The 25,620-nt window shown below is 37.3% G+C and carries 28 protein-coding genes; 12 read left to right on the forward strand and 16 right to left on the reverse strand.

What is annotated here, in order from left to right:
• From C1T31_RS12670 to C1T31_RS12680, 3 genes are read left to right on the forward strand one after another with little or no spacing between them, the layout of a single operon-like run.
• On the forward strand, window positions 1-804 hold the full coding sequence (locus C1T31_RS12670; protein WP_103052885.1) for a DUF6090 family protein: 804 nt from the start codon (window positions 1-3) through the stop codon (window positions 802-804).
• Window positions 797-1,534 carry a DUF6090 family protein gene (locus tag C1T31_RS12675; RefSeq protein ID WP_103052886.1) on the forward strand — a complete coding sequence of 246 codons (738 nt, stop codon included), beginning with the start codon at window positions 797-799 and terminating at the stop codon, window positions 1,532-1,534. Before C1T31_RS12670 ends, C1T31_RS12675 begins: the two co-directional genes overlap by 8 nt.
• On the forward strand, window positions 1,535-2,278 hold the full coding sequence (locus tag C1T31_RS12680; protein ID WP_103052887.1) for a DUF6090 family protein: 744 nt from the start codon (window positions 1,535-1,537) through the stop codon (window positions 2,276-2,278).
• Between the two features lie 55 nt (window positions 2,279-2,333).
• Here C1T31_RS12680 and C1T31_RS12685 read toward each other — a convergent pair whose 3' ends face one another.
• The 4 genes from C1T31_RS12685 to C1T31_RS12700 form a co-directional block, all read right to left on the reverse strand.
• Window positions 2,334-4,577, reverse strand: coding sequence for a TonB-dependent receptor (locus tag C1T31_RS12685; protein ID WP_103052888.1), 2,244 nt, complete (start codon window positions 4,575-4,577; stop codon window positions 2,334-2,336).
• 18 nt (window positions 4,578-4,595) lie between these two features.
• Window positions 4,596-5,894: a tetratricopeptide repeat protein gene (locus C1T31_RS12690; RefSeq protein WP_103052889.1), complete on the reverse strand. Its 1,299-nt coding sequence runs from the start codon at window positions 5,892-5,894 to the stop codon at window positions 4,596-4,598.
• A 62-nt stretch (window positions 5,895-5,956) separates the two neighbouring features.
• Window positions 5,957-6,505 carry a DUF4331 family protein gene (locus tag C1T31_RS12695; RefSeq protein WP_394338510.1) on the reverse strand — a complete coding sequence of 183 codons (549 nt, stop codon included), beginning with the start codon at window positions 6,503-6,505 and terminating at the stop codon, window positions 5,957-5,959.
• A 51-nt stretch (window positions 6,506-6,556) separates the two neighbouring features.
• Entirely contained in the window at window positions 6,557-7,204 is a 648-nt protein-coding gene (locus C1T31_RS12700; protein WP_103052891.1) for a DUF4331 family protein, read from the reverse strand.
• A 146-nt stretch (window positions 7,205-7,350) separates the two neighbouring features.
• Between C1T31_RS12700 and C1T31_RS12705 the strand changes: the two genes are divergently transcribed.
• The gene (locus tag C1T31_RS12705) at window positions 7,351-8,523 is read left to right on the forward strand and encodes an LETM1-related biofilm-associated protein (protein ID WP_103052892.1); all 1,173 of its coding nucleotides are present in this window, start codon (window positions 7,351-7,353) and stop codon (window positions 8,521-8,523) included.
• The gene (locus tag C1T31_RS12710) at window positions 8,516-9,034 is read left to right on the forward strand and encodes a hypothetical protein (protein ID WP_103052893.1); all 519 of its coding nucleotides are present in this window, start codon (window positions 8,516-8,518) and stop codon (window positions 9,032-9,034) included. The genes C1T31_RS12705 and C1T31_RS12710 overlap by 8 nt, the downstream gene beginning before the upstream one ends.
• On the opposite strand, the gene C1T31_RS12715 is transcribed toward C1T31_RS12710, so the two are convergent.
• The 6 genes from C1T31_RS12715 to C1T31_RS12740 form a co-directional block, all read right to left on the reverse strand.
• The gene (locus C1T31_RS12715; RefSeq protein WP_103052894.1) at window positions 9,031-9,789 is read right to left on the reverse strand and encodes a LytR/AlgR family response regulator transcription factor; all 759 of its coding nucleotides are present in this window, start codon (window positions 9,787-9,789) and stop codon (window positions 9,031-9,033) included. The two genes, C1T31_RS12710 and C1T31_RS12715, sit on opposite strands and share 4 nt — an antisense overlap.
• A 38-nt stretch (window positions 9,790-9,827) precedes the next feature.
• The gene (locus C1T31_RS12720; RefSeq protein ID WP_103052895.1) at window positions 9,828-10,160 is read right to left on the reverse strand and encodes a 2TM domain-containing protein; all 333 of its coding nucleotides are present in this window, start codon (window positions 10,158-10,160) and stop codon (window positions 9,828-9,830) included.
• Window positions 10,161-10,205: 45 nt separating this feature from the next.
• Window positions 10,206-10,517, reverse strand: coding sequence for a 2TM domain-containing protein (locus tag C1T31_RS12725; protein WP_103052896.1), 312 nt, complete (start codon window positions 10,515-10,517; stop codon window positions 10,206-10,208).
• On the reverse strand, window positions 10,517-11,848 hold the full coding sequence (locus tag C1T31_RS12730) for a 2TM domain-containing protein (protein WP_103052897.1): 1,332 nt from the start codon (window positions 11,846-11,848) through the stop codon (window positions 10,517-10,519). Before C1T31_RS12730 ends, C1T31_RS12725 begins: the two co-directional genes overlap by 1 nt.
• A 19-nt stretch (window positions 11,849-11,867) precedes the next feature.
• Window positions 11,868-12,488: a tetratricopeptide repeat protein gene (locus C1T31_RS12735; protein WP_103052898.1), complete on the reverse strand. Its 621-nt coding sequence runs from the start codon at window positions 12,486-12,488 to the stop codon at window positions 11,868-11,870.
• Between the two features lie 161 nt (window positions 12,489-12,649).
• Complete coding sequence (locus tag C1T31_RS12740; RefSeq protein WP_103052987.1) at window positions 12,650-13,372, reverse strand: energy transducer TonB; 723 nt, start codon at window positions 13,370-13,372, stop codon at window positions 12,650-12,652.
• Between the two features lie 145 nt (window positions 13,373-13,517).
• Here C1T31_RS12740 and C1T31_RS12745 point away from each other — a divergent pair, with 145 nt between their 5' ends.
• The 3 genes from C1T31_RS12745 (at window position 13,518) to C1T31_RS12755 (ending at window position 16,489) form a co-directional block, all read left to right on the forward strand.
• Window positions 13,518-13,919 carry a hypothetical protein gene (locus C1T31_RS12745; protein ID WP_243398951.1) on the forward strand — a complete coding sequence of 134 codons (402 nt, stop codon included), beginning with the start codon at window positions 13,518-13,520 and terminating at the stop codon, window positions 13,917-13,919.
• A 69-nt stretch (window positions 13,920-13,988) separates the two neighbouring features.
• A complete protein-coding gene (locus tag C1T31_RS12750) occupies window positions 13,989-15,656 on the forward strand; it encodes a formate--tetrahydrofolate ligase (RefSeq protein ID WP_207764285.1) in 1,668 nt (555 codons plus the stop codon).
• A gap of 89 nt (window positions 15,657-15,745) precedes the next feature.
• The gene (locus tag C1T31_RS12755) at window positions 15,746-16,489 is read left to right on the forward strand and encodes a sulfite exporter TauE/SafE family protein (protein ID WP_103052900.1); all 744 of its coding nucleotides are present in this window, start codon (window positions 15,746-15,748) and stop codon (window positions 16,487-16,489) included.
• On the opposite strand, the gene C1T31_RS12760 is transcribed toward C1T31_RS12755, so the two are convergent.
• Window positions 16,484-18,637, reverse strand: coding sequence for a TonB-dependent receptor (locus tag C1T31_RS12760; RefSeq protein WP_103052901.1), 2,154 nt, complete (start codon window positions 18,635-18,637; stop codon window positions 16,484-16,486). The two genes, C1T31_RS12755 and C1T31_RS12760, sit on opposite strands and share 6 nt — an antisense overlap.
• 136 nt (window positions 18,638-18,773) lie before the next feature.
• On the opposite strand from C1T31_RS12760, the gene C1T31_RS12765 reads away from it, so the two are divergent.
• Complete coding sequence (locus tag C1T31_RS12765; RefSeq protein WP_103052902.1) at window positions 18,774-19,436, forward strand: lysoplasmalogenase; 663 nt, start codon at window positions 18,774-18,776, stop codon at window positions 19,434-19,436.
• Between the two features lie 65 nt (window positions 19,437-19,501).
• On the opposite strand, the gene C1T31_RS12770 is transcribed toward C1T31_RS12765, so the two are convergent.
• Window positions 19,502-20,779, reverse strand: coding sequence for an NAD(P)/FAD-dependent oxidoreductase (locus C1T31_RS12770; RefSeq protein WP_103052903.1), 1,278 nt, complete (start codon window positions 20,777-20,779; stop codon window positions 19,502-19,504).
• 128 nt (window positions 20,780-20,907) lie between these two features.
• Here C1T31_RS12770 and C1T31_RS12775 point away from each other — a divergent pair, with 128 nt between their 5' ends.
• The gene (locus C1T31_RS12775; protein ID WP_103052904.1) at window positions 20,908-21,402 is read left to right on the forward strand and encodes an RNA polymerase sigma factor; all 495 of its coding nucleotides are present in this window, start codon (window positions 20,908-20,910) and stop codon (window positions 21,400-21,402) included.
• 4 nt (window positions 21,403-21,406) lie between these two features.
• Window positions 21,407-22,048: a hypothetical protein gene (locus C1T31_RS12780; protein WP_103052905.1), complete on the forward strand. Its 642-nt coding sequence runs from the start codon at window positions 21,407-21,409 to the stop codon at window positions 22,046-22,048.
• A gap of 1 nt (window position 22,049) precedes the next feature.
• Here C1T31_RS12780 and C1T31_RS12785 read toward each other — a convergent pair whose 3' ends face one another.
• Both C1T31_RS12785 and C1T31_RS12790 read right to left on the reverse strand, forming a co-directional pair.
• Window positions 22,050-22,865: a lysophospholipid acyltransferase family protein gene (locus C1T31_RS12785; RefSeq protein WP_103052906.1), complete on the reverse strand. Its 816-nt coding sequence runs from the start codon at window positions 22,863-22,865 to the stop codon at window positions 22,050-22,052.
• Window positions 22,866-22,915: 50 nt separating this feature from the next.
• Window positions 22,916-23,557, reverse strand: coding sequence for an NUDIX hydrolase (locus C1T31_RS12790; RefSeq protein WP_103052907.1), 642 nt, complete (start codon window positions 23,555-23,557; stop codon window positions 22,916-22,918).
• 2 nt (window positions 23,558-23,559) lie between these two features.
• Between C1T31_RS12790 and C1T31_RS12795 the strand changes: the two genes are divergently transcribed.
• On the forward strand, window positions 23,560-24,264 hold the full coding sequence (locus C1T31_RS12795; RefSeq protein ID WP_103052908.1) for a peptidylprolyl isomerase: 705 nt from the start codon (window positions 23,560-23,562) through the stop codon (window positions 24,262-24,264).
• Between the two features lie 4 nt (window positions 24,265-24,268).
• Here C1T31_RS12795 and C1T31_RS12800 read toward each other — a convergent pair whose 3' ends face one another.
• Window positions 24,269-24,874, reverse strand: coding sequence for a trimeric intracellular cation channel family protein (locus tag C1T31_RS12800; protein ID WP_103052909.1), 606 nt, complete (start codon window positions 24,872-24,874; stop codon window positions 24,269-24,271).
• Window positions 24,874-25,599 carry an RDD family protein gene (locus C1T31_RS12805; protein WP_103052910.1) on the reverse strand — a complete coding sequence of 242 codons (726 nt, stop codon included), beginning with the start codon at window positions 25,597-25,599 and terminating at the stop codon, window positions 24,874-24,876. The genes C1T31_RS12800 and C1T31_RS12805 overlap by 1 nt, the downstream gene beginning before the upstream one ends.
• Window positions 25,600-25,620 lie beyond the last annotated feature (21 nt).

Raw genomic sequence — 25,620 nt, forward strand, 5'->3', positions numbered from 1 at the left:
ATGATAAAATTCTTTAGACATATCCGCAAATCACTTCTTTCAGAAGATAAAACCGGAAAGTACTTAAAATATGCTTTAGGCGAAATAGTATTGGTGATGATAGGTATACTATTGGCGCTTCAGGTGAACAACTGGAACCAAAACCGTCTAAACCAGAATTTAGAATTTCAATATTATGAACGCCTTTTGGATGATGTAAGAGAAGAAAGATTAATTCTTGAAGCCACTTTTAATTATTCCAAACAGGTAACTAAACATGCTAAAAATGCCATCGCGGTTTTTGAAAATTCTGTTGATGCCAATCCTGATCCTGTTGCCAACCTGATTGATATGTATCAGGCTAGCCAATGGATAGACCCCTACTCTGCATCATCAACATATAAAGAGTTAATTGCTTCAGGTCAAATAAATCTCATCCAAAATGACAGTTTGAAAACGGCCTTAATTCGATATTATGATATTAATTGGTCTGAATCTGGTGTGGCGAAACTTGAAAACACCTATAGAAAGAATTTAAGAGGAAAAATGCCTGATGACATACAATCTAAAATACGTTTAGTTTGTGGAGATACCTATGTGAAAACTAGAAATAGTTATCTTCCGAAACTTCCCGATGACTGCTCCATTGATCTTGATTATGTTCTCGCTAAATCGGTGGTTGAAGAATTGAGTCAAGACGAAAGCTTAATAAATGATTTGCGATATTTAATTGGTAATGAGGCTGGTAAATTAAATGATTTAACAGCTACAAAAATACAACTTGAGAGCCTAATTGTTATTCTAAAAAACATCAATAATGATTAAATTTTTTAGAAACATCCGCAAATCACTGCTATCAGAAGGAAAAACTGGAAAGTACTTAAAATATGCCGTTGGTGAAATAATATTGGTAGTCATTGGTATTTTGATTGCCTTACAGATTAATAATTGGAACGAAGAGCGTAAAGCAGATTTACAGGAGAAACAACTCCTTTTTAATTTAAAAGGGGAATTTGAGGACAACATAAAGGATTTAGACTCCATTGCTCTAGAAGTAGATGAAGTTATTGGTTCTCTTGAAAAACTATTTGGTAAGTTTTCTCCTGAAACAACCAACTATTCTTTGGATTCACTAAACATTTGGCTCTCTGATGCTCTGGAATCTCCAAACTGGAAACCCAGTGAATATCTTTTAAACAATTTGAACAATTCGGGAGGAATTGCAGAGCTAAACAACCCACAACTAAAACTTTTACTTTACAAATGGTCTAGGCAAACAAAAGAAATGCAAGAGGTTCAACAGAGAACGGAACAAACAGGTGAGGAAATTATAGCCTATTTAAAACAACATGGCTCTTTAAGGAATGTTGATGTTTCTGATGACGAATTTAACTATACGCCATCAACCATTTTGAAAAGCAATGCGGCTTTACTCTCTGACTCATGGTTTGAAAATCATATAGACGACAAATTATATATGTATGTGATGACCAGAAAATGGCTTAAAAGAGCTCGAAAAACATTGGTTGAATTAATTGAAGAAACAAAGACATAAATGATAACAATCTTTCGTAAAATCCGCGAAAACCTACTTTCAGAAGGCAAAACTGCCAAGTATTTAAAATATGCCATTGGCGAGATTATATTGGTAGTCATTGGTATTTTGATTGCCTTGCAGGTTAATAATTGGAATATTGAACGGCAAACAAAACACAAGGAACAGAACTATTTACTGGAAATACGAAATAATCTTCAACAAGATTCCTTGAGACTCCAAACGGTATTGGATTTTAACGTAAAAAAAACACGCATGGTTGATGAGATGCTTCAGATTTTTGTGGATACACTCTCTAATGCTGAACGTTTTCGTATTTTCGATAAAAACGCCAATGACTTTACCTTTTATGAAATATTTGACCCTGTGCGTATTGCATTCAACAATATGCTATCGGCAGAAAACATTGACCTTATTACGGATAGCGACCTTCGAAAAGCCTTATCTGAATATTATGACTATGACTATTTAACGGGCGTGCAAAATCGTATTATGGTTTTGAACAGACGGATTGTCGATGAATATTACCCCAAGTTTTTTACTAAAGAATTTGTAGCCAATTGGATGGGGATTCCTTCAAAAATGCCTTCTGTTACTGACTTGGATATTGCCACAGATAAGGAGTTATTGTCTGGTCTTTTTGGAATTAAAATGATTATTCTCAATCAAAATGAACTGATTAGGAGTACCCAAAAACAGAATGAAGCACTCATAACCCTTATAAGTTCTGTTTTGAATAACTAATTTTAATAGCCTGGTAAAATTAAAGCGATATTAATCACTAGGCTAATGCTATTTCCTAAAACCGATAACTAATAATGCCTTTAATAAAAAAGGGCGTTCCTGGTGTAAAGTGAATTTCTTCAACAGGGTTTACTTCATTTTGCAATCTAGATTCTGTGGCGAACTGGGTTTCGTTCCACTTGGTATCAAATAGATTTTCAATAACGACACCTAGATTGATGTTTTTGGTCAAGGCATAGTTCATATTCACATCGGTTACAAAATAGCCTTCGGCTACAATGGAGTTATCTTCGTTAGCAGGTCTATCATCAATAAAGCGATAGCGTATTCCCGCTGAAAAACCTTTGATATCATTAATGGCCAATCCACCTGTCAACGTGAAATCTGGTGCCAATGGGATATAATCTTCACCATCTGGTTCGTTCACACTGCGCGCATTTGTTAAGGTCGCATCGGTATCAAAATATAGCCAATCTGTAAATTGGTAGCGTATACCCAAATCCAATCCATACCGCTCCGATTTACCGCTTGGTTCCACAATACCAGCATCGCCCACATACACAAACTCCTGCTCCAAAAATAAATACCAGGCTGTGGCATTAAAAACCATCTTATTGAATGGTTTCCATATAGCACCGAAATCAGTACCATAGGCCCTTGGTAAAATATCAGTACCGCCTTGTTGGACTACTACTCTAGCATCATTGGAATGAAAGCCTATTCCTGATTTTAAAAACCATTGTAAGTTTTGGTTCTGATTAAAGAATAGATTCAGTTTCGGGCTCAATATGGTTTTGCTTTCCGATTGTGTTTCGTAATCGGTTATCAAGGCATCATTGTACATAAATTTAAAGTGGTCCAAACGCAAAGCCGGTGCCACTACAAACTTTCCGAATTCAAAATCTACATTTACAAAACCATAAAGATTGGTTTCGTTGACATTACCCAATGCCAGGTATTCCAGAGTCTCATTACGATTTCGAGTATGAGATAATTCCACATCATTCACCATATCGTAACGCAAACCGAAACCAGAAGAAATTTGCGTATCCATAGTACCCAACTGGGTATCCTTTATAAACTGGGTGTTGAATCCAAAGATATCGCGATCTTCATGCTGCTTAATCTGATCGCCATTAATAGGGTCTTCTAAAAAGAAGGTGAAATTGGAATACAGTTCAAAGTCATATTTGGAATAGAATATATTGGATTTGAATTGTAAATCATCTTTCAATAAAGCGTTATAACTCACGTTCACATTACTTCTGGAGGTATTACCACCTTCGGTATCATCAATGGCACCAAAACGCGAAATCAAGCCACTATCTACCGCTCTTTGTGGTATTTGTCCCGAGGCATCCCAACGACTGGTAAAGTGCGATACGTTAATCGATAGTTTGTCATTTCCTTTTAAGTAGGTGGTATACTTACCAAACAGATTCAAGCGATTAAAATTCTGTGGTGAGTCAAATGGTCCATCAAACTCAATATACTCCACAGCCACATAGGCATTAGAGCGCTTGTTGTTTTTCATTAAATCGAAAAGACCCAAGGTTCTTAAGGAATTGAATTGACCATAACCCAAACTGATTTCACTGGTTTCTAATTTATCCTTGGTACTGAAATCCACAAAACCTGCCGTGGTAAAATCACCTTTATTGGCATAATAGGGTCCCTTTCCAAAGTTAATCGTATTGATGGTTTCAGGAATTAGAAAATGTAAATCGCTATAACCCTGACCATGTGCATGGGAAACCATGTTAACAGGCATGCCATCCACACTTAAACTGACATCAGTTCCATGGTCTATATCAAAGCCGCGTAGAAAAATCTGTTCAGCCTTACCACCTCCTGCATGCTGACCAATAATAAGTCCTGGTACCTTGCGTAATATCTCCTGTGATGAATTCACAGGATTGGTTTCCAAGTCAACCTTGGCTATACTATTTAGTGCATTAACCTGCTCGGTAATAACCAATTCGTTCAACAAAATAGTTTTAGGCTGTAATCCAACTTCCAAACCACTATCAAAATACTGTTGATCAACAACAATAACCTGCTTTTCATAGCCTAACAATCCTAAATTGAGAGTGTCACCTACCTGGTTGTTTTCCAAAATAAAGGACCCATTTGCCAAGGAATGCGCATGACTGGTTGACGTGGCATTATAGATGTAAACATGTTCCAATGGCTGACCTGATTCGTCATACACAAGACCTTTGATGGTTTGTTGTGACCAAACTGTTTGACACAGGAAGAACAATAGTAAATATTGGAATAGATTTTTATTAGAAATCATGGATAGGTTTTAGGTTGATTATATGTTTTTGATATCTCGCTCCAGCAAAGGACCCAACTCATAGATACTGGATTCTAAATCTGGTTTCAATGCATTGGCTTTGTCCTCCATACCATTGGCTTTATAAATTACTGCCAAGTGGTACATGGCAAGTGGTTCAAAGGTATAACCAACCACAAAATCCTCCATAATGGTTAACGCCTTTTTAACGTTTCCTTGTTGGTAATAACTCCATGCCAATAAATCATAGGATTGTGGTGTGGGTCGATTTGAAATCTCCTGTTTTGCGAGCTCTAAAGCTGTATTCACCGAAGCATCTTGTTCTGCATACAGTTCAACGTTATAAGCATTATACATAGTTCCATATTGCTCGTTGGAAACCATAGCCACATAATTATCGATAATGGCTTGCTGTTCCAAATTTTGGTTCAGGTATTCCAATATATCGGCCTTCAGCAAATATAAATCTGGTGTTTGATAACTTTGCGTAACCGAGTTCAATATCCGTAAAGCCTCTTCAGCATCTCGTTCATAGGAAAAGACAATCCAAGCTATGCCTTTTTTGGCATAGGCATCATGAGGGTTCAGTTTCAAAGCTTTCAGATAATAATCATAGGATTTTTGAATGTTCCCGGCATGACCGTAAAAGTCGGCTAGATTGGTATAGGCCCATTGTTTGGTATTGCTGATGTTTGAAGATTCTGCAATAGCTGTGGCTTTTTCCATATACTTGATGGCGGCGTCTAAATTGCCTTCATGGTCGCTCCATTTAGACAACCTGATCAAGTAATCAAAATCACTCAAGTCCTTTATCCTGTCTAAATAGGTTTTGGCGGCTACTACATTACCCAAATCCAATTGCACGTCAAACAACATTTTATAAGTTGCTTGTATATTTTCGCCATTGGAAACTGCCTTTTCTAACAAGGTCAATGCTTCCTTGAATCGATGCTGTGAAATATAGTTTCTGGCCAATGTTCTCAAATAACCAGCGTGGTTATAGTTGGTGCGCTTGTTTACATCCATTAAATAAGATTCAGCCTTAATGAGATGGGCGATCTCACCTGTCTGATTGAATAATTGAGAATGACACGCTGCCAATTTAGCAAGGTATGGAAACTGATTCGGTTCTTTTTCTAGCTTTTTTTCCCAAAATAGGAGGTCGTTTTTTGCTATTTGCAGCGCATCATTCTCGTCTAATTCAAGGTATGTATTGTAAGTATTAGCATCTGTAACTTGCTCTAGGTGCTTGTTGCAACTACTGAAACAAAGCAAACAGATAAGCACGCCTAGTTTAAATAATTTTGTCGTTTTCATAATTTAGTGGGTTTTGTTAAAAAAATCAGAGCATGCAGAACACATGCTCTGACTGTAACTCCTTACCAAGGGGCTGCTAGGTAAGGAAACGAGGTTAAGAACGGTTTATCGTTGGCATCCACATTATCATTGGATAAGGTTGGATTTTCGCTAAAGTCTTCGCCTCCAAAAATTAGTAGGAGTTCTACGGTAATCACATCATCAGCCAATGCTCTTCCTGTCAACACGTTGGTGCCATCGTAAAAAGTAGTGGTTCCATCTAGTGATAGATTCAGTACATCAGTTGCCAAAAGCGTTGAGAAAGCTGCAGAATCTTGTCCCAGAGCATTCATATCACCCGGATTGGCAAACGCAGGACTCAAGGCTTCCAAATTGGTTTGAAACATGGTTTGAAACCCAGCATTTTGTTGTGATGGTATCGTCATGTTGAACATATTCTTACTGTCACTGGACACAAATACCGTATTCACGGCTGGGCGTCCCATTTGGTCTTGCTGCGCATAGACTCCCGAAAAATCAGGTCCATTACCACCACCGCCTCCATTGTTAGGTGGTGTATAATCATCGTCATTGGAGCAGCTAAAACTCAAGGCTGCTATGGCGCATGTCATTAATAAATATTTTATATTAATCGTTTTCATAATGTATTGTCTTATTGGTTATTATTGTTTTCTCTTTGATTCTACCCAGGTATTCACGGTTCCTGAACCTCCTACCATAGCTTTAGGCACCTCAACAACTATAGACAGTACGTTTGTACCCGCAAAGGTGTCACTCCCAGGATTATTGAATCCTGTAGCATTGCCTGCTATAATATCACTGTATTGAGCGAAGTCCATAAAAAATGGATCATCACGTGGGCCTGCAAAAAACTTCATACCAGCATTTTCGCTCATATTAGGTGTTGTTCTGGTGGAAATATCCACGCTGGACTGTGTAGCCGATGTTAAAACAGTACTGTTCAACCCTGTGTTGCTTGGGGTTGCAGGTCCAAAAAAGTACATTTTACCATCACGAGGTATCGCTTGAATGACCATATCTTCCACATTATCCTGATCGGTATCAATGTTGAATTCAATCAGTACATTTTCATCAAATGCTGCGGCATCTGTTGATCCAGGTGCCAACAAGCCTTGTAAGTTGGCTACAAACACCACATTATCGGTATCTTCAGCCTGGAAGGCGTAAAAATCGGTGATATCGCTTGTACCACCTGATACGGCAGGCGCATCAATGTGATCGGCTGCTACTAATAGGAAACCGGCTATGGCAATAATTCCGATTCCTACATAAATTTTCATGTTTTTCATAATTTTGAGGTTTTAGTTATTTATTCTTGACTCTCACACATACCTACGGAAAAACATTAAAGGCGGTTTTATAAATTTTTGGATAACACTAAAAATCTGTTCATTTTTCAATTAAAAAAGTATCTTTACCCCATAAAATTAATGGCATGAATCCATCTGCTAACGGCTGGATAAAAAAACTACTCAAAAGCGAATCCCTTTCCCAGTTATTAAAAGGCTATGACACCTTAACCTTTTATAAAAACCTGCGTTCTTCAGGATTTATTTACGGCAGTAATGTGTTGGTAATTGATGAATTGGTTGAGAATCATGATTTTACTAATGAAGAAATTTGCAAGGTTAATTTTCTAGTAGCTTTTTATTACACATACCTGACTTCAGGTAATGAGGTTCACTTTGCTGATAGTGTTATTGATTTTTATACTCGAATCAACGCACACAAAACATCCTTTTTTTCCGAGTTGCTGGGTGAGAAAAAATCGCATGGTCTTCTAGAAAAAATCATCCACAAGCGCATCCAAATTGATGACAATATCATTGATAAAAGTTTCAATTACTTTATAACCAATGCGCTTTTATATAGTGATATTTTGGCCTATCAGGTATTTCTAAAGACTAATAGTATTTCGGAGTCCTATATTCAAAATCTGGAAGCCTCCATTGAAGCCTTCGTCATTAAAGCATTAAATGCCAAAATTACTAAAAGTGATTATGACAAAAGCCTTATTGATTTGTTTGAACAATCGTTGCGCTATCAGAATACCCATAAACTGACATACGAGGAAGCTCTTGAAAACATCAAGACTCCAGAGGAAGCCTATTACATGGTCGATATTTCCTGCATGGCCACTTGGGGCGACTCGGTGATTGACAATAAAGAAAAGAGGTTTTTAAACCAATTAGGGGCTGATTTGAATCTGGACAATGCTGTTATAGAATTGGCCATGGAAGCCATTAATGCATTTTATAAAACACATAAGGACAAAATTGCTTTGTTGAGTTCGAAAAATATTGTGAAAACCTTTTACGATAATTCCAGTAAAATGGTGCATAAGCTTATTTCCCGAAACAGCAAGCGCCTGCTGAATGAACTTCGAGAAAGTAAGGAACTGATGAAATTACTAACCCAGTCCACAGTGCGTGATTTAAGTGAGGAGGAACAAAAACGCGTCAATGATCAGTTATTGGATATCTTCAAGTCTATCCCTAGTTTAGCCATTTTTATGTTACCTGGTGGTGCTTTATTACTGCCCCTGGTAATTAAGTTCATTCCAAAATTGTTGCCTTCGGCTTTTGATGATAACCGAATTGATGAATAATAAACTGATTATATATTGTTTTGCTTTTTTTGTACTCGCAATAATAAGTTGTACCCCTAAAGCATATTCAAAGTATGGTAAAAAATCTAATAAGTTTATTGGGATTTATGAAGGTAGACATTCCGTTATTCAAGATCAAGACACCATAACATTTACCGAAATTAAATATGTCAATAAAATGAGTTCTGCATTGTCTAGTAGAGCCATGTTTGACAATTATGGGTTATGGAACCAAGTAGTCTCAGATGAAAACAAGAATAAGAAATTCCTTATTTGGAACAAGATTGATATCCTAAAAGATGGGCAATACTTCAATATTGCCACAACTGGTATGGAAAACAAAGAAATTCAGTTTGCCTCTTTTATAATCACCGATACTTTGAATCGAGATGTTTTAGCTAGTAAATCGAAGCTTAAGGATGACTTAATTATCACTATGCGTGCTTTAATGGATTCCGTTAATATGAAGAATAAAGCTTTTACAAAAGCCTACAGCCCTTTTTTTAATTAGTCTTCCAACCAATTCTTAAAGTCCTTAACTCGCTCTCTAGCCACAATAACCTCCTGTTCGTTATAGTGGTTTAACTTGATCTGTAAACGGGAATTGGTATAGCTTACCATATCCTTAATGGCATGAATATTCACAAAAAATTTACGACTGATTCTAAAAAATGTCTGCGGTTCGAGCTCGTCTTCCAATTGTTCCAATGTCGTGTCCAGTAAATAGTTTCGTCCATCCGTGGTATAGAGATAGGTTCCTTTGTTCTCACTGTAAAAGCATTCGATTTCATCAATATTTATGAGTTTTAGATGCTGCCCTACCTTTACTGAAAAGCGCTTTTTATATTCGCGTTCCAATGGGTTTACCAATAGTTTTTTAATATCATCAAAATCCAGGGTAACGCGTTGCTTTTGTGGTTGGTTTTCCTGATATTTATGAATGGCTTTTCCCAGTTCATCTTCATCAATGGGCTTCAAGAGGTAGTCAATGCTATTGAGTTTAAATGCCTGCAAAGCATACTCATCGTAGGCAGTGGTAAAAATAATGGCCGATTTCACTTCAACCGATTCAAATATTTCAAACGATAAACCATCACTCAATTGGATATCTAAAAAAATTAAATCGGGATGTCCGTGGTTTTGAAACCATTCAATCGATTCTTCCACCGAGTGCAACATGGTTTCTGCCTGAATACCTAATTTATCCAGCATGCGTTGTAAACGCCTTGCTGATGGTTTTTCGTCTTCAATGATAATTACGTTCATGTGTGCTGTTGATTTTCTTATATTAATTAATTACCATGTTATTCCCACAATTGCCTGTCCTTGTCCATTAATTCCTGAACTTTACGTTGTTCCCATTTTTTCGAAAATGGCCAGTTACCACCAAACACCAACACGCCATGGAGTAAGAGACCAAGTCCCCAAAAAACAGCCATCGAAACGTGACCGTAGCCCATGCCCCAAAAACCGTAGAGTGAGTACGCGTGTAATAAATCAAAAAAGGCCATGACTATAAACCATCCTACGTTTACTAGCACATATAAAAACAAATGCACGTAAAAACCTTTAATTTGTTTTGCTTTTTTTACAGCTCTATGATATGATACACTTCTATCTTTTGGTATTGGTTCCATGATTAATTTATATTATGATTTATTTTGAATTGATGTGCTTTACTTTTAATCCCAACGCTTTTTATCGCGTTCCATAATTTCCTTTATCTTACGTTCTTCCCAGTTTTTGCCTAAAATCATATTGGGAAGAAAAACAGAAAGACCATGCACTGCTAACCCCAGACCCCAGAAAAACAATGTAATAAAGTTTTTCCACTGAAAATACGATTCACCTGGCTCTAAATTGTTGATATTGATAATGACTATCATGATATTTATAACTACATACACTAATAAGTGCGAATAGAACCCTTTTATTTTCTTAACACGCTTTTTGGCACGCTCCAATCGTTTTTGCTCGTCAAAATTTGATTCCATTAGTTCCAGTTTTTGCGTTGATTCTCTTTCTCCATAATTTCCTTAATCTTTCGTTCTTCCCAGTTTTTGCCATATCCAAAGACTCCAAAAGCATGAAATACAATACCCATGCCCCAGCCTAAAGCTGGGAACCAAAACCATTGAAATTCCCATGACGTTCTATAGTTAATGAATATTAAAAACGGGATGACTACCATGTATGAAATAATGTTTCCATAAAAACCTTTGATTTCTTCTACACGTTTTTTGGCCTTATAATAGGCTTCCTCTTGACTGTTTGAATAATTTGATTCCATAATTGTGATTTGTTTTGTAAGCATGGGTATTGCTACTGCAAAACTTTTTGCTTGTTGATTGATGTTTACTCTTCTGTTAGTCAATAGTTGGTAACGCTGCATGATATTACTCAAGCCAACACCACTGCTCTTCTTGACAATTTGTTTAGGTTGAAAATTATTTTGAACTATAAGGTCACCATCTTCCTCATAAATTTTTATATGTAAAGGTTTACTGGTGGTTACCATATTATGTTTGACCGCATTTTCCAATAATAACTGTAACGATAAAGGCACAACCTTACTTTCAGGGTTTGAAGCGCGTTCTGGGATATCAAACACAATGCTGTCTTCAAATCGCATTTTTAATAGCATCATGTAAGTTCGGGCAAAATCCAGTTCTTCGTCTACGGTTACCAAGTCCTTGTTTTTCTGCTCCAATACATAGCGATATACCTTTGACAAGGAGGTGGTAAACCGCTGCGCATTTTCTGGGTTTTCGTCTATCAGGCTCGTCAGTACATTCAGACTGTTAAACAAAAAATGCGGATCTAGCTGATTTTTTAAAGCATCAAATTTAGCACTGGCCGTGCCAGCAATAACCTGTTGCTCCTTGATTCGGTTCTGCTGATACTGGTTATAAAAGTAGATGATGTGGAATACCACCACAATACTCAAAGTAATCCACAGTCCAAAATAATAGGCTCTCGGTCGCTCATGCGAAATAAACTGTTCAAATGTATTGTCAAAATAATACATGGATGTCAGCATCCGCAATAAAAACAAACCTATTAAGGTTATAATAACTGAACCGACTATACCAATAACTACGCGTTTAATACCTTCTGATTTCTTCCAGTTTAAGGATCCCAGATAGGTGAAAAAATACATATTAGAATACCCTAAAACGAAAGCATAAATCTGATAGAAAGTGAATTCTATCGCAAAATCTTTAGCACTGTCAAATTGAAAGCCGTCCTCAATAATGCTTCCTACAATAAAAACCCCAATTCCAATGAAAAAGGTGATAAAAATATTTTTGACATGCTTATTCATGATCTTTTACTAAAAATGATTATTGGCATTCAGCTACTACCTGCTGGGCACGCTCTTTACCCCAATTAGGTGAAAATGGCGTTTCAGGTTCAAAGGTATCAAATAGTTCTACAGCATTCTTCATGGCTTCACAATAGGGTGTTATGTCCGTTCCAAAATAGCGGGCACTACCCATACCCCATTCTGCTCTACTGGAAACCACACGCGGATTTTTAGGAGCCAATACATATGCTTTTTCATAAATACCGGCAACAATACCGCCATACTTCATGCCATAAGTAGCACCGTCATAGGCTACCCAGTTTGTGTAAATGTGAGCCTGCATAACCATAATTTCAGGATTATCAGGACTGATGTTTTTGGCAACATCAATATATTCTTGAGCTTTTCCCAATTGGGCTGTCAATACGTTTATGTCTTTTTCTTCCCAACTTTTTAAGCTATTAATTTGGGCCACGTAATAATTGGGCAGCCACTCGTTGGGTTCTGCCTTGGCTATACGCTCAAACAGTTGTTCAGCGCCATTCATATCACCTGATTGCCAGAGCGAAAAAGCCTTGGTCATACCTTTTTCAAAAGGGGTTTGCGCTTGGGTAGCTACCAGTACCATTGTGCACGCAAGTAGTAAAAATTTTTTCATAATGATGGTTTAAATATTATACTGTTCGTAATTTGATTAACGGTACAAATATCAATATAAACCAAAGCCAATGAAAATGGAAATAACTGAACTGTTATTTTTTTATGATGAACTGTAAAGCCACGCACCATAAACTGGACATGGCTTTAATAATGCTGGTGTTACTGCTGAATTTTAAAGCTTATGGGAATACTATAAGGAACTTTTACAGCTTTACCGCGTTGTCTACCTGGTTCCATGGTGGGCAACAGACTGATAATACGTTCAGCTTCTGTTTCTAATAGTTGAGCAGGACCACGAGATTTTATATTGGATACGTGACCATTAGCGTCAATAGCAAAGAGCACGAATACTTTACCATGTACACCCATTTCTAAAGCACTTTGAGGATAATTAAAATTCTTTTTGATGTGTTCTTGCATCTTGGCATTAAAGCAAGCCTTTAATTCAGCATTGTTGCCTTTACAACCTGGAAAAATAGGCACTTTTTCTACTACTGTAAAGGGTACCACTACCTCTTCTTCCACTTCTACAACCTCAACAGATTCAACCTCAACAGGTTCAGCTATTTCGTCCTCTTGATTGGATTCTGTACTTTCAATAACCGTTTCCTCAATCTCTACGACGTCTTCAACAATAGTAATGACATCGGGAGCGGCAGCAGCTGGTGGCGGTGGCGGTGGTGGTGCATCAATATTGGTAATGGGAATATCTTCTTCAACCTCATCAGACATTGCTAAAATATCCTGGGAGGTAATCTCGGTATCAAAGGTTCGGTATTCCAAGCCTTGCCAGGTAAAAAACAACATGATATTGAGACCGATAGCAAAGTAAATACCGCTATTGCGACCTATTTCTAAACTGGGATTTTTTTTGACTTCCATAATACTCCGTTTTATACCTATGAAGTTAGGCAGTATGAAAGCCAAAAACTATGACAAATATCAGTTTTGTAAATAGTGAATTAAGCAATTGTTAACAGTATGCAAGTGGATTATTGTCTATTTTACTTGCCTAAATAAATTTGTTATGAAACATGCATTACTTTTTTTAGCATTATTGACAAGCACTTTGTCATCTCAAGCCCAAAATGATGTCCAGATTTCATCAGTAGATTTTGTAGCCGTGTTGAACAATCACCATGCTGAAGCTCTATACTACTACCAAAATAATTGGAAAGCGTTACGAATAGCCGCTGTAAAGAAAGGTTATATTGCCAGTTACCAACTGTTAGAAATTGAGCCTAGTGAAGTGACACCGTACAACTTTATCTTAATTACCACGTATGCCAACCAAGCGCAATATGATGCGCGCGAAACCCATTTTGAGGAGCTGATACAAGCCTCTGGTGGATTGAAATTACTTAACGAATTAAAACCTGAAAAATTTAGACAAACGGTTCATGGGCAAGACATTGTAATAAGTCATTAAAGAAGCATGATAAATATCATGGAATAATTTGTAGATGACTAGTAAATTTATGGTTTAAACACCATAATTATGACTGATTTACAAATTGCCAAAACCGTTACCCTTAAGCCTATATCTGAAATAGCCAACAAATTAGGAATCGATACTTACCAAATTGAGACCTATGGCCAATATAAAGCCAAAATTCCATTAAGCTATATTGACAGAAACAAAGCTAATAATAGTCATTTAATACTGGTTTCAGCAATTTCACCGACACCTGCAGGAGAAGGCAAAACTACAATCTCTATTGGGTTGTCGGAAGCATTAAATCAGCTCCATAAAAAGACCACGGTTGTTTTAAGAGAACCCTCTTTGGGTCCGGTTTTTGGTATAAAAGGCGGTGCAACAGGTGGTGGTCATGCACAAGTATTGCCCATGGAGGATATTAATTTGCATTTTACAGGTGACTTTTCGGCCATTGAAAAAGCACACAACCTATTAGCGGCCATTATTGATAACAACATTCAAAGTAAAACGGTTTCCTTACAACTAGACCCCAGAACGATTAGCTGGAAACGAGTGGTTGATCTTAACGATCGTGCCCTACGACGCATTATTGTGGGCCTTGGTGGCACCACTTCTGGTGTACCAAGAGAAACCGGTTTTGATATTACAGCAGCTTCAGAAATTATGGCTATACTTTGTTTAGCCGAGAATCTTACGGATCTCAAAAAACGATTAGGGAACATCTTTGTGGGTTACACCTATGACAAACAGCCCATTTATGCACGCGACTTGCATGCTGAAGGTGCCATGACAGTTTTGCTGAAGGATGCCATTAAACCAAATTTAGTACAAACCATAGAAGGAAACCCAGCCATTATTCATGGTGGTCCTTTTGCTAATATTGCCCAGGGAACCAATAGTGTGATAGCTACTTTAATGGGTATGTCGCATTCAGACTATACTGTCACTGAAGCTGGTTTTGGGTTTGATCTGGGTGCTGAAAAATTCTTTGATATCAAATGTCAAAGTGCCAACTTAAAACCAAAAGTGGTTGTATTGACAGCAACGATAAGAGCTTTAAAATATCATGGTGGTGCCAACTTGAATGATTTAACCAAACCTAATTTAGATGCTCTAAAAAACGGACTACCCAATTTAGAAAAGCATTTGGAAAACATTTCAAAATTCAAAGTGCCTGCCGTTATTGCTATTAATAAATTTGCTACCGATAGCGAAGAGGAAATAAGCCTAATTAAAGCATTTGCAAAACAAAAAAATATTTCAGTGGCTTTAGCCGACGTTTGGGCCAAAGGTGGCGCTGGCGCATTGGATTTAGCAAAAGAAGTCATAAATATAATTGACACGTCGACATCACAGTTTGAACCCCTTTATCAATGGAATTCTCCAGTAATTGATAAAATAGAAACCATTGCCACCGAGATTTACGGCGCAGAGCACGTAGATTACAGTTTAAAAGCCAAAGCGAACTTAAGAAAGATATCAAGCTTAGGTTTAGACAACCTACCCATTTGTATAGCTAAAACTCAAAAATCTTTATCAGATAACCCTAAACTACTAGGAAGACCTAAAGATTTTATCATTACCATACGAGAAATTGAAATAGCTGCAGGTGCCGGGTTTTTAATTCCTATTACGGGCGACATTATGCGCATGCCAGGATTGCCCGCTCATCCAGCCGCTGAACATATTGATATAAATGAAAATGGGGACATAAGTGGCCTGTTTTAAAAGATATCGAAGCTGAACATTTAAAACAGAAAAACCATATCGGTTTATTGTTGCTAAAATCTTTATATTGAAAGCTCTAAAGTTTTACCGTGCGAGACATTAGTTACATTTTTTTACTATTAGCATTAGTTGCTGAAATCGTTGGTACTATTGGTGGGTTTGGCTCCTCAGTATTTTTCGTGCCCGTTGCCAATTTCTACTTCGATTTTTATTCGGTTTTGGGACTGACCGCGCTATTTCACTTGTCCAGTAATTTGAGTAAGATTTTTCTATTCCGTAAAGGTCTGGACAAAAAACTGTTGATTAATATCGGCATTCCATCGGTGGTGTTTGTCATTATTGGTGGGTTTTTATCCAAGTATTTAGATAGCACCTATCTGGAAGTGATTTTAGGTGTCTTTTTGGTTGCTTTTAGTTTGTTCTTTTTAATCAAAAGCAACATCATTGTGTTACCCAACAGGAAAAACGCTGTTGTTGGCGGATCGCTATCTGGGTTTTCAGCCGGCTTATTGGGAACTGGTGGTGCCATTAGGGGTCTGACCATGGCTGCCTTTAATTTGGAAAAAAGTGTGTTTATTGCCACATCGGCCTTTATTGACTTCATGATTGATTTCTCAAGAACTTTTGTTTATTACCAAAATGGTTATTTACATAGTCATGATATGAAATATGTACCCTTTTTGTTTGTGATAGGACTTGTAGGCTCATATATAGGTAAGAAGATATTGGCATATATTCCACAAACAAAATTTAGAGTGATATCCTTGATGTTGATACTCCTGATTGGTCTGGTAACCATTGGCCAGCTGGTGGTTAAGCATGAAGTATTATAAGTTATCCAACTGATTATCGGTTTTATTTTCGCTAATGGTCCAGAAAAAGCCAATAAAAAAGAAGCTGTCGGCTGCTGGCTTTAAAGCTCTGCTTTCGTAAAGCCCAGTACTATTGGGTGTATTGGCAAATTGGTAACCATTGATATTTTGCGTACCAAGCACATTATTAACCGATACATAGAGTATTTTTTGCTGGGTGATCAAATAAGCCCAGTTCATACTGATACTGTTATAGTTCTTGGTCTTTTGGTTGAGAAAGCCACCTAAATTCGGATCGGTATAGCTACGACCAGATGCAAAGGTATAGCTGATACCCAATTGACTTTTCCAGCCGTCTATCCAATATTTTCCAACAACAGACAGGTTATGGGTATTGGCAAAAGAGGGTCTAGCTGCCTGTGGGTAATTTTGGTAATCACGTTCTGTATCTAACAGGCTATAGCTAATCCAATAGTCTATATTTTTGATGCTTTTATTATCACGCCAAAACAAGTCTAATCCTGTGGCATAAGCCGAACCACTGTTATTATATTGACTGTTAAAGCTTGCAAAATCGGTATCATACTTAACCAAATTATGGTAATCTTTGTAGTAAGCCTCTGCCCTGAAGATTTTACCATCGCCGTTTAATTGATAATTCAGAATATAGTGCGTGGTACTTTCAGCTTCCAAATCTTGCTCAAATTTTAAAACGGCACTGTTAGGGTTTTGGTAGAAGTTACCAAATGCTAATGATACTTGACTGTTCTGTCCTGTTTTATAAGCAAACGATATACGCGGTGCCAAGGTGAGTTGTTTGAAAATCTCACTATACTCCGAACGCACACCCGCTTTTAAGGCTAGTTTTTTTGAGAAAATAAAATCGGCTTCGGCAAAAGCTGCGGCAATGTTATTATTGTAACCATAGCTTACCGTGTTTATGTTTTGACCTTTGTATTTCTCATTGAAATCGGTTGCAAAGTATTCGGCTCCAAAATTCAATTTAAATCGGCTACTAAAGCGACGTTTGAATTTCAGCTTGGCGTGAATCGAATTTTCAGTATCCTTGATATCATCTGAAATAAACTGAAAGTCGTTCTTGGCATAGGTGTAACTCATACCCCCAAAAATAGACCAGGTATCAGTTAACATCCCACGATAAGAGCCATTGAAATAGAGGTTATTATTGTTTAATTTGTAGTACACACCCTCTGGATAGTTAATATCCTCTTGGGTCAATGCGAAGCCACCAGCATCAAATGCCGTGTACAACTTCAGCATTCCGGAATTAAATTTACGTCTGAAAACTGCTTCACCAGAACCGCCATAAAAAGGCTTATCCCAATCGTTTCTATCCGGAAACAGGGCTATATAAGGTGCTAAATTGATGTAGGATCCGTTGACACTCAAGGAACTTTTCTTCCATTTTTCGGTATGCCCCAAAGCGGCACCCACACTCATAATACCGATATCGGTTTTTTCCTGGTCAGGCTCTTCAATGGTGTTTAATAACAAAACACTGGACAAAGCCTGACCAAATTCGGCAGAATAACCACCCGTTGAAAAGGTAATACCATCGAATAAAAACGGGGAATAGCGACCGCGAGTCGGTACATTGTTGGTAGTTGGCGTATATGGTGTGAATACCCGAATACCATCAATAAAAATCTGGGTTTCGTTGGCATCACCACCACGTACAAACAAACGTCCATCTTCGGCTACTGTTGATGTTCCAGGCAATGTTTGCAGTGCTCCCACAAAATCGCCCATAGCACTGGCTGTGGTGACTACATCCAGTGGCTTTAATACCGAGACCTTACTGTTATCACCAGCTTCAAAAGTTCCTGCTGAAATAACAACCGTATCCAAGGAATTGACATCATCACGGAGTTTTATGGTGATATTTGTAAATGTCTTCACATCATCCGCCTGTTGATAGGTTTCATAGGCTAAAAAGGAAACCGTTAAGATTTGCTGCCCAGTTTCTTCGGTTTGAAAGCTAAAGGACCCATCCACTTGCGATGTAGCACCATCATAAGTTCCATCGAGATATACATTGGCGCCTTCCAAAGGATTACCTTTAGAATCAGTGACTATCCCAGAAACGGTCGTTTGGGAATAGCCTATCAAAACAAAGTATAAAAAGAAAAGGTTGGTTAGTGATTTCATGTGGTTAGATTTTACTGTTCGATTTTTAAATTGACACAGCAAAAGTGCGAACAAACCAAATTTAGCGAAACTAATTAGAACCGAACCGTCAAATTTCTATGACGAATTGCATATTTTTGAGAAGAAACCATTTTTTATGCTTACAAAATCCGAAAGACTCTTTGCCATATTGTTTTGCCTAGTGCTCATTTTTGAAATGTACACGGCAATGGAGGCACCTATACTCCATTATTTTGCGAAACCAGCTATATTAATCTCATTAATTTCGTTTTATGTGTTTCAAAGCCAACATATAGAAGCCCATATTCGTAAATTAACCTTGGGTGCTTTGGTGTTTTCACTGTTAGGTGATATCCTTTTGATGTTTGTTGACCAATCTCCCCATTTTTTTACTGCTGGATTGGTATCATTTTTAACGGCACATGTATTGTATATTTTAGTGTTTTTAAAGGCTCGAAATCGGGCAAAAAATCCCTGGTTATTTTTAACTATTCTAATAGTCTATGGCAGTTCCCTATTTTATGTGTTAAAGGATCATTTGGGAGTGATGCTTTTACCGGTATTTTTTTATATGCTGGTTATTTTAACCATGGCAACTTCAGCATTTTTACGAAAGGGTAGTGTGAGAGTATTAAGCTATAATTTGGTGCTAACGGGTGCTATTTTATTTTTAATTTCGGACAGTTTATTGGCTGTAAACAAATTTTATGAGCCTTTGGCATATTCGAATATAAGTATTATGTTTACATATGCTTTTGCACAGCTTTTTATCGTTTTTGGGCTCCTAAAACAGCAATAGATTTTATTTATAGTTAATATTTTTGTAATTAATAATCAATTACTTAAATATATTTTATTAAACCATCAGTTTACTTTATTGAAAGGACGAATAATTAAGCGTGCTGCCTTGTCAAAATTGATGTAATTATACACCCAATTAAAGAAAACCACTACTCGATTTCGAAATCCAACGAGCGCCATGAGGTGAATGAACATCCAAACGAACCACGCAAAAAATCCGGCGAATTTAACACGGCTTAAATCGACAACAGCTTTATTTCTTCCGATGGTGGCCATGGAACCTTTATCGTTATATTTGAATTTTCGCATAGGCTTTTTAGCAAGCAATTTTAAGATGTTTTTACCCAATAATTGCCCTTGCTGAATAGCCGGTTGCGCGACCTGTGGATGACCCTTTGGATAAGCCTCGGTTTCCATGTAAGCAATGTCTCCTAAAGCAAAAATATTTCGGCAACCATCCACTTGGTTATAAGCATTAACCTTGTACCGATTAGAACGCTCGATTAACACATCGGCTGATAAACCATTTACGGGACTTCCGGTAACACCAGCTGCCCAAATAAGGGTTTCGGACTCTAATTCCAAATTGGAATTGGTTTCCACTGTTTTACCATCATAATCCTTGACTAACGTATTGCAATGGACATGCACGCCCAATTTCTTCAGAAACATTTCAGCTTTTCTGGAAGCATGCTCACTCATAGGTGGCAACAATCGATCAGCACCTTCCAATAAGTGAATTTGCATATCGCTGGCATTTAAATCCCTGTAATCACGAGGAACAATATGATTTTTGAGCTCCGCAATGGCACCTGCCAGTTCCACTCCTGTTGGCCCACCTCCTACTATGACGAAGTTTAGAAATGCCTTCCGGTCTTCATCACTTTTAGCAATCGTAGCCTTTTCGAGGTTTTGCAAAATCAAACTTCGAATATTCAAAGCCTGCGGCACGGTTTTCATAGGCATACTATTGGCCTCCACATCCTTATTACCAAAAAAATTGGTTTTGGTACCAGTAGCCAACACCAAATAGTCATAGGTCAGATTACCAATAGAGGTTTGAATTTCGCTCTTATCTGGATTAATCTCCTGAACTTCTGCTAACCTAAAAAAAATATTTCTTGATTTTTTAATAATTTTCCGAAGCGGATAGGCAATGGAATCGGGCTCTAAACCCGAACTAGATACCTGATATAACAAGGGCTGAAATGTGTGATAATTGTGTTTGTCAATCAGAACAACCTGAATCGGTTTGTTTTTGAGTGCTTTAGCCAAATTAATGCCGGCGAAACCGCCACCAACTATGACCATTCTTGGTAATTCAGACTCGGGAATATTCATAGTGTTTGTAAGAAAAATGTATCACAAAGATACGACATCCCAATCTGAAAGACTATTTTTGAACAAAAATTCAAAAGCTTGTAACATTTTCATATTAATGCTACAAATAGAGTAACTAAACAACCGATTTGAGCGAAGAATTAGAACATAGTTTTATCGAGCAATTAGAACAGCATCAAAATATTGTACATAAGGTTTGCAGACTTTACACCAATAATCAAGATGCTCACAACGATTTGTTTCAGGAAATAACCATACAGCTTTGGAAAGCATATCCCAAGTTTCGTGGTGAAGCGAAATTTAGCACCTGGATGTATCGTGTAGGATTGAATACCGCTATTACGCTTTACAGAAAAAAGAAACGTCGCATTAACACCGAAGCTTTTGATGCCTTTGAATTTAAAATTAAAAGTGAGGAATATGATGACACCGAAGAACAGCAATTAAAACTGCTATATCAAGCGGTACATCAGTTAAACGACATTGAAAAAGCCCTTGTGTTCCTGTATTTGGAAGATAAGAGCTATCGAGAAATAAGTGAAACTATGGGTATCAGTGAGGTGAATGCCAGAGTGAAGATGAACCGGGTGAAAACCAAACTAAAAACCATACTAAATCCGTAAGATTATGGATGAATTAGATTTATTAAAGAAAGACTGGCAAAAATCGGATGACCGCTATCCGAAGCTGTCCTATAATGACCTTTACAAAATGATTTTAAGGAAATCATCATCTATTGTAAAGTGGATTTTTATCATCAGCATCCTGGAGTTTGTTTTTTGGTTGGGTATATCCTTTATTCTCAAGGACAACAAGAGCATGGAACGTTTTAACGAGTACAATGCCGATGCCATTTTAATTCCATTAGCGATTCTGGGTTATATTGTTTTGGCGTATTTCTTCTATTTGTTCTTTAAAAATTATCGTACTATTTCAGTAACTGATAACGCCAAACGTTTGATGGAGAATATTCTGAAAACACGACGTACTGTCAAACATTATGTAGCCTTTAATCTAGGCTATCTGATTGTATCGGTTATTGTGGTGTTATTTATTGAGTTTAAACAAGACCCTCAAATAATTTCTCAAGTACAACAAGCAGCAGCTGATGGTGAAATGTTTAAGTTTTATGCTGTATTTATCCTAACAACGATGCTATTCCTAGCTATTGCCATTGGCGTATTACTCCTGTTCTACTGGCTGGTTTATGGTATTTTACTAGGAAGACTTAATAAAAATTACAAGGAACTTCAAAAAATGGAAGTTTAATTTATGAGGTCTTTTCTGGACGCCATGCCCTTTGTTTGTTGAGTGCTTCTTGAGCTTCAATTTCTTCTTGTGGAATAACTTTCAGAAATGATGGATGCTGCTCAATGGCATACTCTATTTTTTCTACAATTTCAGCAACCGACTCGTTTTTGTAATCAATCTGCAACGGTTCTTTTATTTCCATGGATTGCAGAATATTTTTCTTTTTAATACGCAGCCCTTTTTTATCAAAGGACCTTCTGAAACCATCAATAACAATTGGCACTACAATAGGATTGTATTTTTTGATAATATGAGCTGTACCTTTTCTTATAGGTTTAAAAGGCGTGGTTGTACCTTGAGGAAAAGTCACTACCCAACCATCGTTAAGTGCCTTACCAATATTGGATATATCGCTCATTTTTACTTGACGGTTCACATCTTTCCCTTCTGCCCTCCAAGTACGCTCAATACTGACAGACCCTACATACGCCAAAATCTTAGGCAACAACCCAGCTTTCATAGTTTCCTTGGCAGCTACATAATAAATATTCAACTTTGGATTCCATAAATAGCCAATACCTTTAATAGAATCCTCGCGATTGCTCAAACTGGCATTGAACACATGGAACATAGCTACCACATCGGCAAAATAAGTTTGGTGATTGGAAATAAACAGGACATTTCTATCTGGCAGACTTCTAATAATTTCAGATCCGTCAATCTGCAACTCATTAAATCCTCTAAACCGCCTGTGGGTAGCCGCTCCCAGAATTCTGATGAGCCACTTTTTTATGAATAATATATGTCCAAAAGGATTTTTTTTAAACAATCCCATGCATTAATGTCCTTGATAGTTGAGAATACAAATGTAATAAAACTGATAGTTTACAACAGTTCTTTTAACAAGTCTTTTATTTCACTTAACATCATAGCCGTGGCTCCCCAAACAATATGATCATTCAGTTTAAAGGCTGGGACCTCAACGTTGAGCTTATAAGATGTTGATACGCTTTTGGTTACCACGTTCCTATCGTCAATAAAATCTATTAAAGAAACCTCCAGAATGTCTTCAACCTCCTCATCCTGTTTTTTAAACATTGGTGTTTGCCTGGCAAACCCCATAAAAGGCTGCACATAAAAATTACTAGGCGGAATATACACTTGTGTTAATTGCTTCAAAACTGTGATTTCTTTTGGGTGTACCCCAATTTCTTCATGGGTTTCCCTAATAGCTGCTTCCATGAGATCTTTGTCAGTAGGCTCCAACTTACCTCCCGGAAATCCCACTTGGGCAGAATGTACACCTTTGTAGGTTTTTCGGAGTATCAAGGCCAATTTAGTCAACTGCTCACTATCTGGATAAAACAAAGCCATGACACCAGCTTGCTTGGCACGTGTCATGTTTTCCTTTTGTAATGCCTGCAATTTCTCACGGAATGGCGGAGACATTTTAAACTGCGATGCTTCCGCTGGTAGCGGGATATTTTCTATTTTTGAGACTGAACTTAAAAACACCTTGAAATCCATCTATGAAACGTATCCTTTTAATTTGTTTTTCTATAATACTAATAGGCTGTGAAGATAAGAAATCTGCCATAAAAAAAACACCCGAACAACCCATTCAAAAAACCAAAAAAGAGCCTGTAAAAAAAGATTCAGTTATTAAGAAAGAACCGGAATTTCCTTTTTTAACAGACGATAATGCCATGGAGTTCTTTTTGGAGTATGAGAAGGATAACAAAGAAAACAAGGTGCGTATCACCACTCGTTTTGGAGAAATAGAAGTCCTACTTTACGATACGACCAAGTTCCATCGGGCTAATTTTATTTATCTCACCAAACGCGGTTATTTTGATAAAACACAATTTTACAGAGTCGTCAATAACTTTATTATTCAAGCTGGCAACACGGATGATCCGAAAGTGAAACGCAAGCGCAATCGAATAGGTCACTATTTATTACCACCTGACACCAAGCGTGGTTATACCCATCGCCGAGGTGTTTTAAGTATGCCCAGTAGTGAAATAGAAAACGCCTATAAATTAGCTTCGCCTTATGAGTTCTTTATTGTTCAGGCTGAACAGGGTGCGCATCATCTAGATGGTGAATACACGATTTTTGGTGAGGTTACCAAAGGCATGGACGTGGTAGATGAGATAGCCTCCCAAAAAACTGACAAGGGCGAATGGCCTTTGAATAATATTTATATTAAAAAGGTTGAGATAATCAAGTAGGACACTAATCCTCTTTATACAAACTTGGTAAGCTGATTTTAAATCGTACAGCAATCAATCGCGTGGCAATAACCACCAACCCTGAAATAATAAAAACCACATTGTTATCTATGGGTAATTTTTTAATTAAAAAATAAGAGAGTCCGCCTAAAATACAGGCTGTAGCATAAATTTCCTTCCGGAAAATGACCGGAATTTCATTACACAAAATATCACGGATAACACCTCCAAAACACGCCGACATGGTACCCAAGGCAATGCAAATAATAGGATGCAACCCAGCCGAAATGCCTTTTTCAACACCTACTACGGTGTAAAGCCCAATACCGATGGTATCGAACAGAAATAAGGAAGTACGGAGATAATCAATTTTACTTTTAAAAAGAATGGCAAAAACAGACGACCCGATGATGACATAGGTAAATGTTAGATTTTTCATCCAGCTAACTGGTGTGTCCCCAATAAGGATATCTCGAAGCGTTCCGCCACCAACTGCAGTCACAAAAGCAATAATGAGAATTCCAAAAGGATCCATTTTTTTGCTCAAGGCTACCAACACACCCGATATGGCAAAAGCAATAGTTCCTAAAATATCTATGGTATAAAACATTACATATTCTGGGTATAATAATTATAGTCCTTTAGAATAGTATCAATGAATTCCTTGTCAAACAATTCGGATTCTATCTGGAGGACGCTACAAATTTTATTTCGTAAGAGGGTGAGTGTCTTAAAATCATTATTCTTTTTAGATATCTGAAAGGTTTCCTTGATGATTCTCACATCCTTATCACTCAATTGAGTTACCGTGCTAAAAACCGGTTGATAATCATCAGTAATATCCTCTAAAATGGTACTGGTTATTTTATGCTTTTGCTTGACGCTAATAACCACGGTTCCTGCAGCCGCATCTCCTACCCGTTGTTTTTTATCAGATAACAAAATACTCATGACACCTATGGAAGAAAAGAACATCCAGATATCCACAATACGCAACATCCACCTAACCAATAAATTATACCATTGTGTTGGGGAGCCATCGTATCGGACTACCTTAATTTTTAGAAGCATCTTCCCAATGGTTTGTCCACTAAACAAAATATGACATAACAAGGAATAGAAAAACGCCGGCAATAAAAACAAGCCCAACATACCGCGACGTGTCCAACTATCCGTATCAAAAATAGCTGAAACTTCTACGAGGTTTTCCACAACAAACATATAAGCCGTTAGAATGAGTCCATCAATCAAGAATGCTACAAATCGTTCGCCAACACCAATCAGTTTATAATCTAAATTAACATTTTGGGCAGTGTTAATTGCTAATTTGCTCATGGAAATGTATATTCGTTCAAA

The sequence above is a fragment of the Hanstruepera neustonica genome, assembly GCF_002895005.1.
GTDB lineage: Bacteria > Bacteroidota > Bacteroidia > Flavobacteriales > Flavobacteriaceae > Hanstruepera > Hanstruepera neustonica.

What these genes read in the sequence shown, in the direction of transcription:
- C1T31_RS12750 (WP_207764285.1), top strand. Translation starts at nt 13,989, where the DNA reads ATGACTGATTTACAAATTGCCAAAACCGTTACCCTTAAGCCTATATCT.
- C1T31_RS12760 (WP_103052901.1), bottom strand. Translation starts at nt 18,637, where the DNA reads ATGAAATCACTAACCAACCTTTTCTTTTTATACTTTGTTTTGATAGGC.
- C1T31_RS12735 (WP_103052898.1), bottom strand. Translation starts at nt 12,488, where the DNA reads ATGAAAAAATTTTTACTACTTGCGTGCACAATGGTACTGGTAGCTACC.
- C1T31_RS12745 (WP_243398951.1), top strand. Translation starts at nt 13,518, where the DNA reads ATGAAACATGCATTACTTTTTTTAGCATTATTGACAAGCACTTTGTCA.
- C1T31_RS12765 (WP_103052902.1), top strand. Translation starts at nt 18,774, where the DNA reads ATGCTTACAAAATCCGAAAGACTCTTTGCCATATTGTTTTGCCTAGTG.
- C1T31_RS12705 (WP_103052892.1), top strand. Translation starts at nt 7,351, where the DNA reads ATGAATCCATCTGCTAACGGCTGGATAAAAAAACTACTCAAAAGCGAA.
- C1T31_RS12695 (WP_394338510.1), bottom strand. Translation starts at nt 6,505, where the DNA reads ATGACATGCGCCATAGCAGCCTTGAGTTTTAGCTGCTCCAATGACGAT.
- C1T31_RS12720 (WP_103052895.1), bottom strand. Translation starts at nt 10,160, where the DNA reads ATGGAACCAATACCAAAAGATAGAAGTGTATCATATCATAGAGCTGTA.
- C1T31_RS12680 (WP_103052887.1), top strand. Translation starts at nt 1,535, where the DNA reads ATGATAACAATCTTTCGTAAAATCCGCGAAAACCTACTTTCAGAAGGC.
- C1T31_RS12770 (WP_103052903.1), bottom strand. Translation starts at nt 20,779, where the DNA reads ATGAATATTCCCGAGTCTGAATTACCAAGAATGGTCATAGTTGGTGGC.
- C1T31_RS12715 (WP_103052894.1), bottom strand. Translation starts at nt 9,789, where the DNA reads ATGAACGTAATTATCATTGAAGACGAAAAACCATCAGCAAGGCGTTTA.
- C1T31_RS12730 (WP_103052897.1), bottom strand. Translation starts at nt 11,848, where the DNA reads ATGAATAAGCATGTCAAAAATATTTTTATCACCTTTTTCATTGGAATT.
- C1T31_RS12725 (WP_103052896.1), bottom strand. Translation starts at nt 10,517, where the DNA reads ATGGAATCAAATTTTGACGAGCAAAAACGATTGGAGCGTGCCAAAAAG.
- C1T31_RS12740 (WP_103052987.1), bottom strand. Translation starts at nt 13,372, where the DNA reads ATGGAAGTCAAAAAAAATCCCAGTTTAGAAATAGGTCGCAATAGCGGT.
- C1T31_RS12685 (WP_103052888.1), bottom strand. Translation starts at nt 4,577, where the DNA reads ATGATTTCTAATAAAAATCTATTCCAATATTTACTATTGTTCTTCCTG.
- C1T31_RS12700 (WP_103052891.1), bottom strand. Translation starts at nt 7,204, where the DNA reads ATGAAAAACATGAAAATTTATGTAGGAATCGGAATTATTGCCATAGCC.
- C1T31_RS12795 (WP_103052908.1), top strand. Translation starts at nt 23,560, where the DNA reads ATGAAACGTATCCTTTTAATTTGTTTTTCTATAATACTAATAGGCTGT.
- C1T31_RS12800 (WP_103052909.1), bottom strand. Translation starts at nt 24,874, where the DNA reads ATGTTTTATACCATAGATATTTTAGGAACTATTGCTTTTGCCATATCG.
- C1T31_RS12710 (WP_103052893.1), top strand. Translation starts at nt 8,516, where the DNA reads ATGAATAATAAACTGATTATATATTGTTTTGCTTTTTTTGTACTCGCA.
- C1T31_RS12690 (WP_103052889.1), bottom strand. Translation starts at nt 5,894, where the DNA reads ATGAAAACGACAAAATTATTTAAACTAGGCGTGCTTATCTGTTTGCTT.
- C1T31_RS12780 (WP_103052905.1), top strand. Translation starts at nt 21,407, where the DNA reads ATGGATGAATTAGATTTATTAAAGAAAGACTGGCAAAAATCGGATGAC.
- C1T31_RS12670 (WP_103052885.1), top strand. Translation starts at nt 1, where the DNA reads ATGATAAAATTCTTTAGACATATCCGCAAATCACTTCTTTCAGAAGAT.
- C1T31_RS12805 (WP_103052910.1), bottom strand. Translation starts at nt 25,599, where the DNA reads ATGAGCAAATTAGCAATTAACACTGCCCAAAATGTTAATTTAGATTAT.
- C1T31_RS12790 (WP_103052907.1), bottom strand. Translation starts at nt 23,557, where the DNA reads ATGGATTTCAAGGTGTTTTTAAGTTCAGTCTCAAAAATAGAAAATATC.
- C1T31_RS12675 (WP_103052886.1), top strand. Translation starts at nt 797, where the DNA reads ATGATTAAATTTTTTAGAAACATCCGCAAATCACTGCTATCAGAAGGA.
- C1T31_RS12785 (WP_103052906.1), bottom strand. Translation starts at nt 22,865, where the DNA reads ATGGGATTGTTTAAAAAAAATCCTTTTGGACATATATTATTCATAAAA.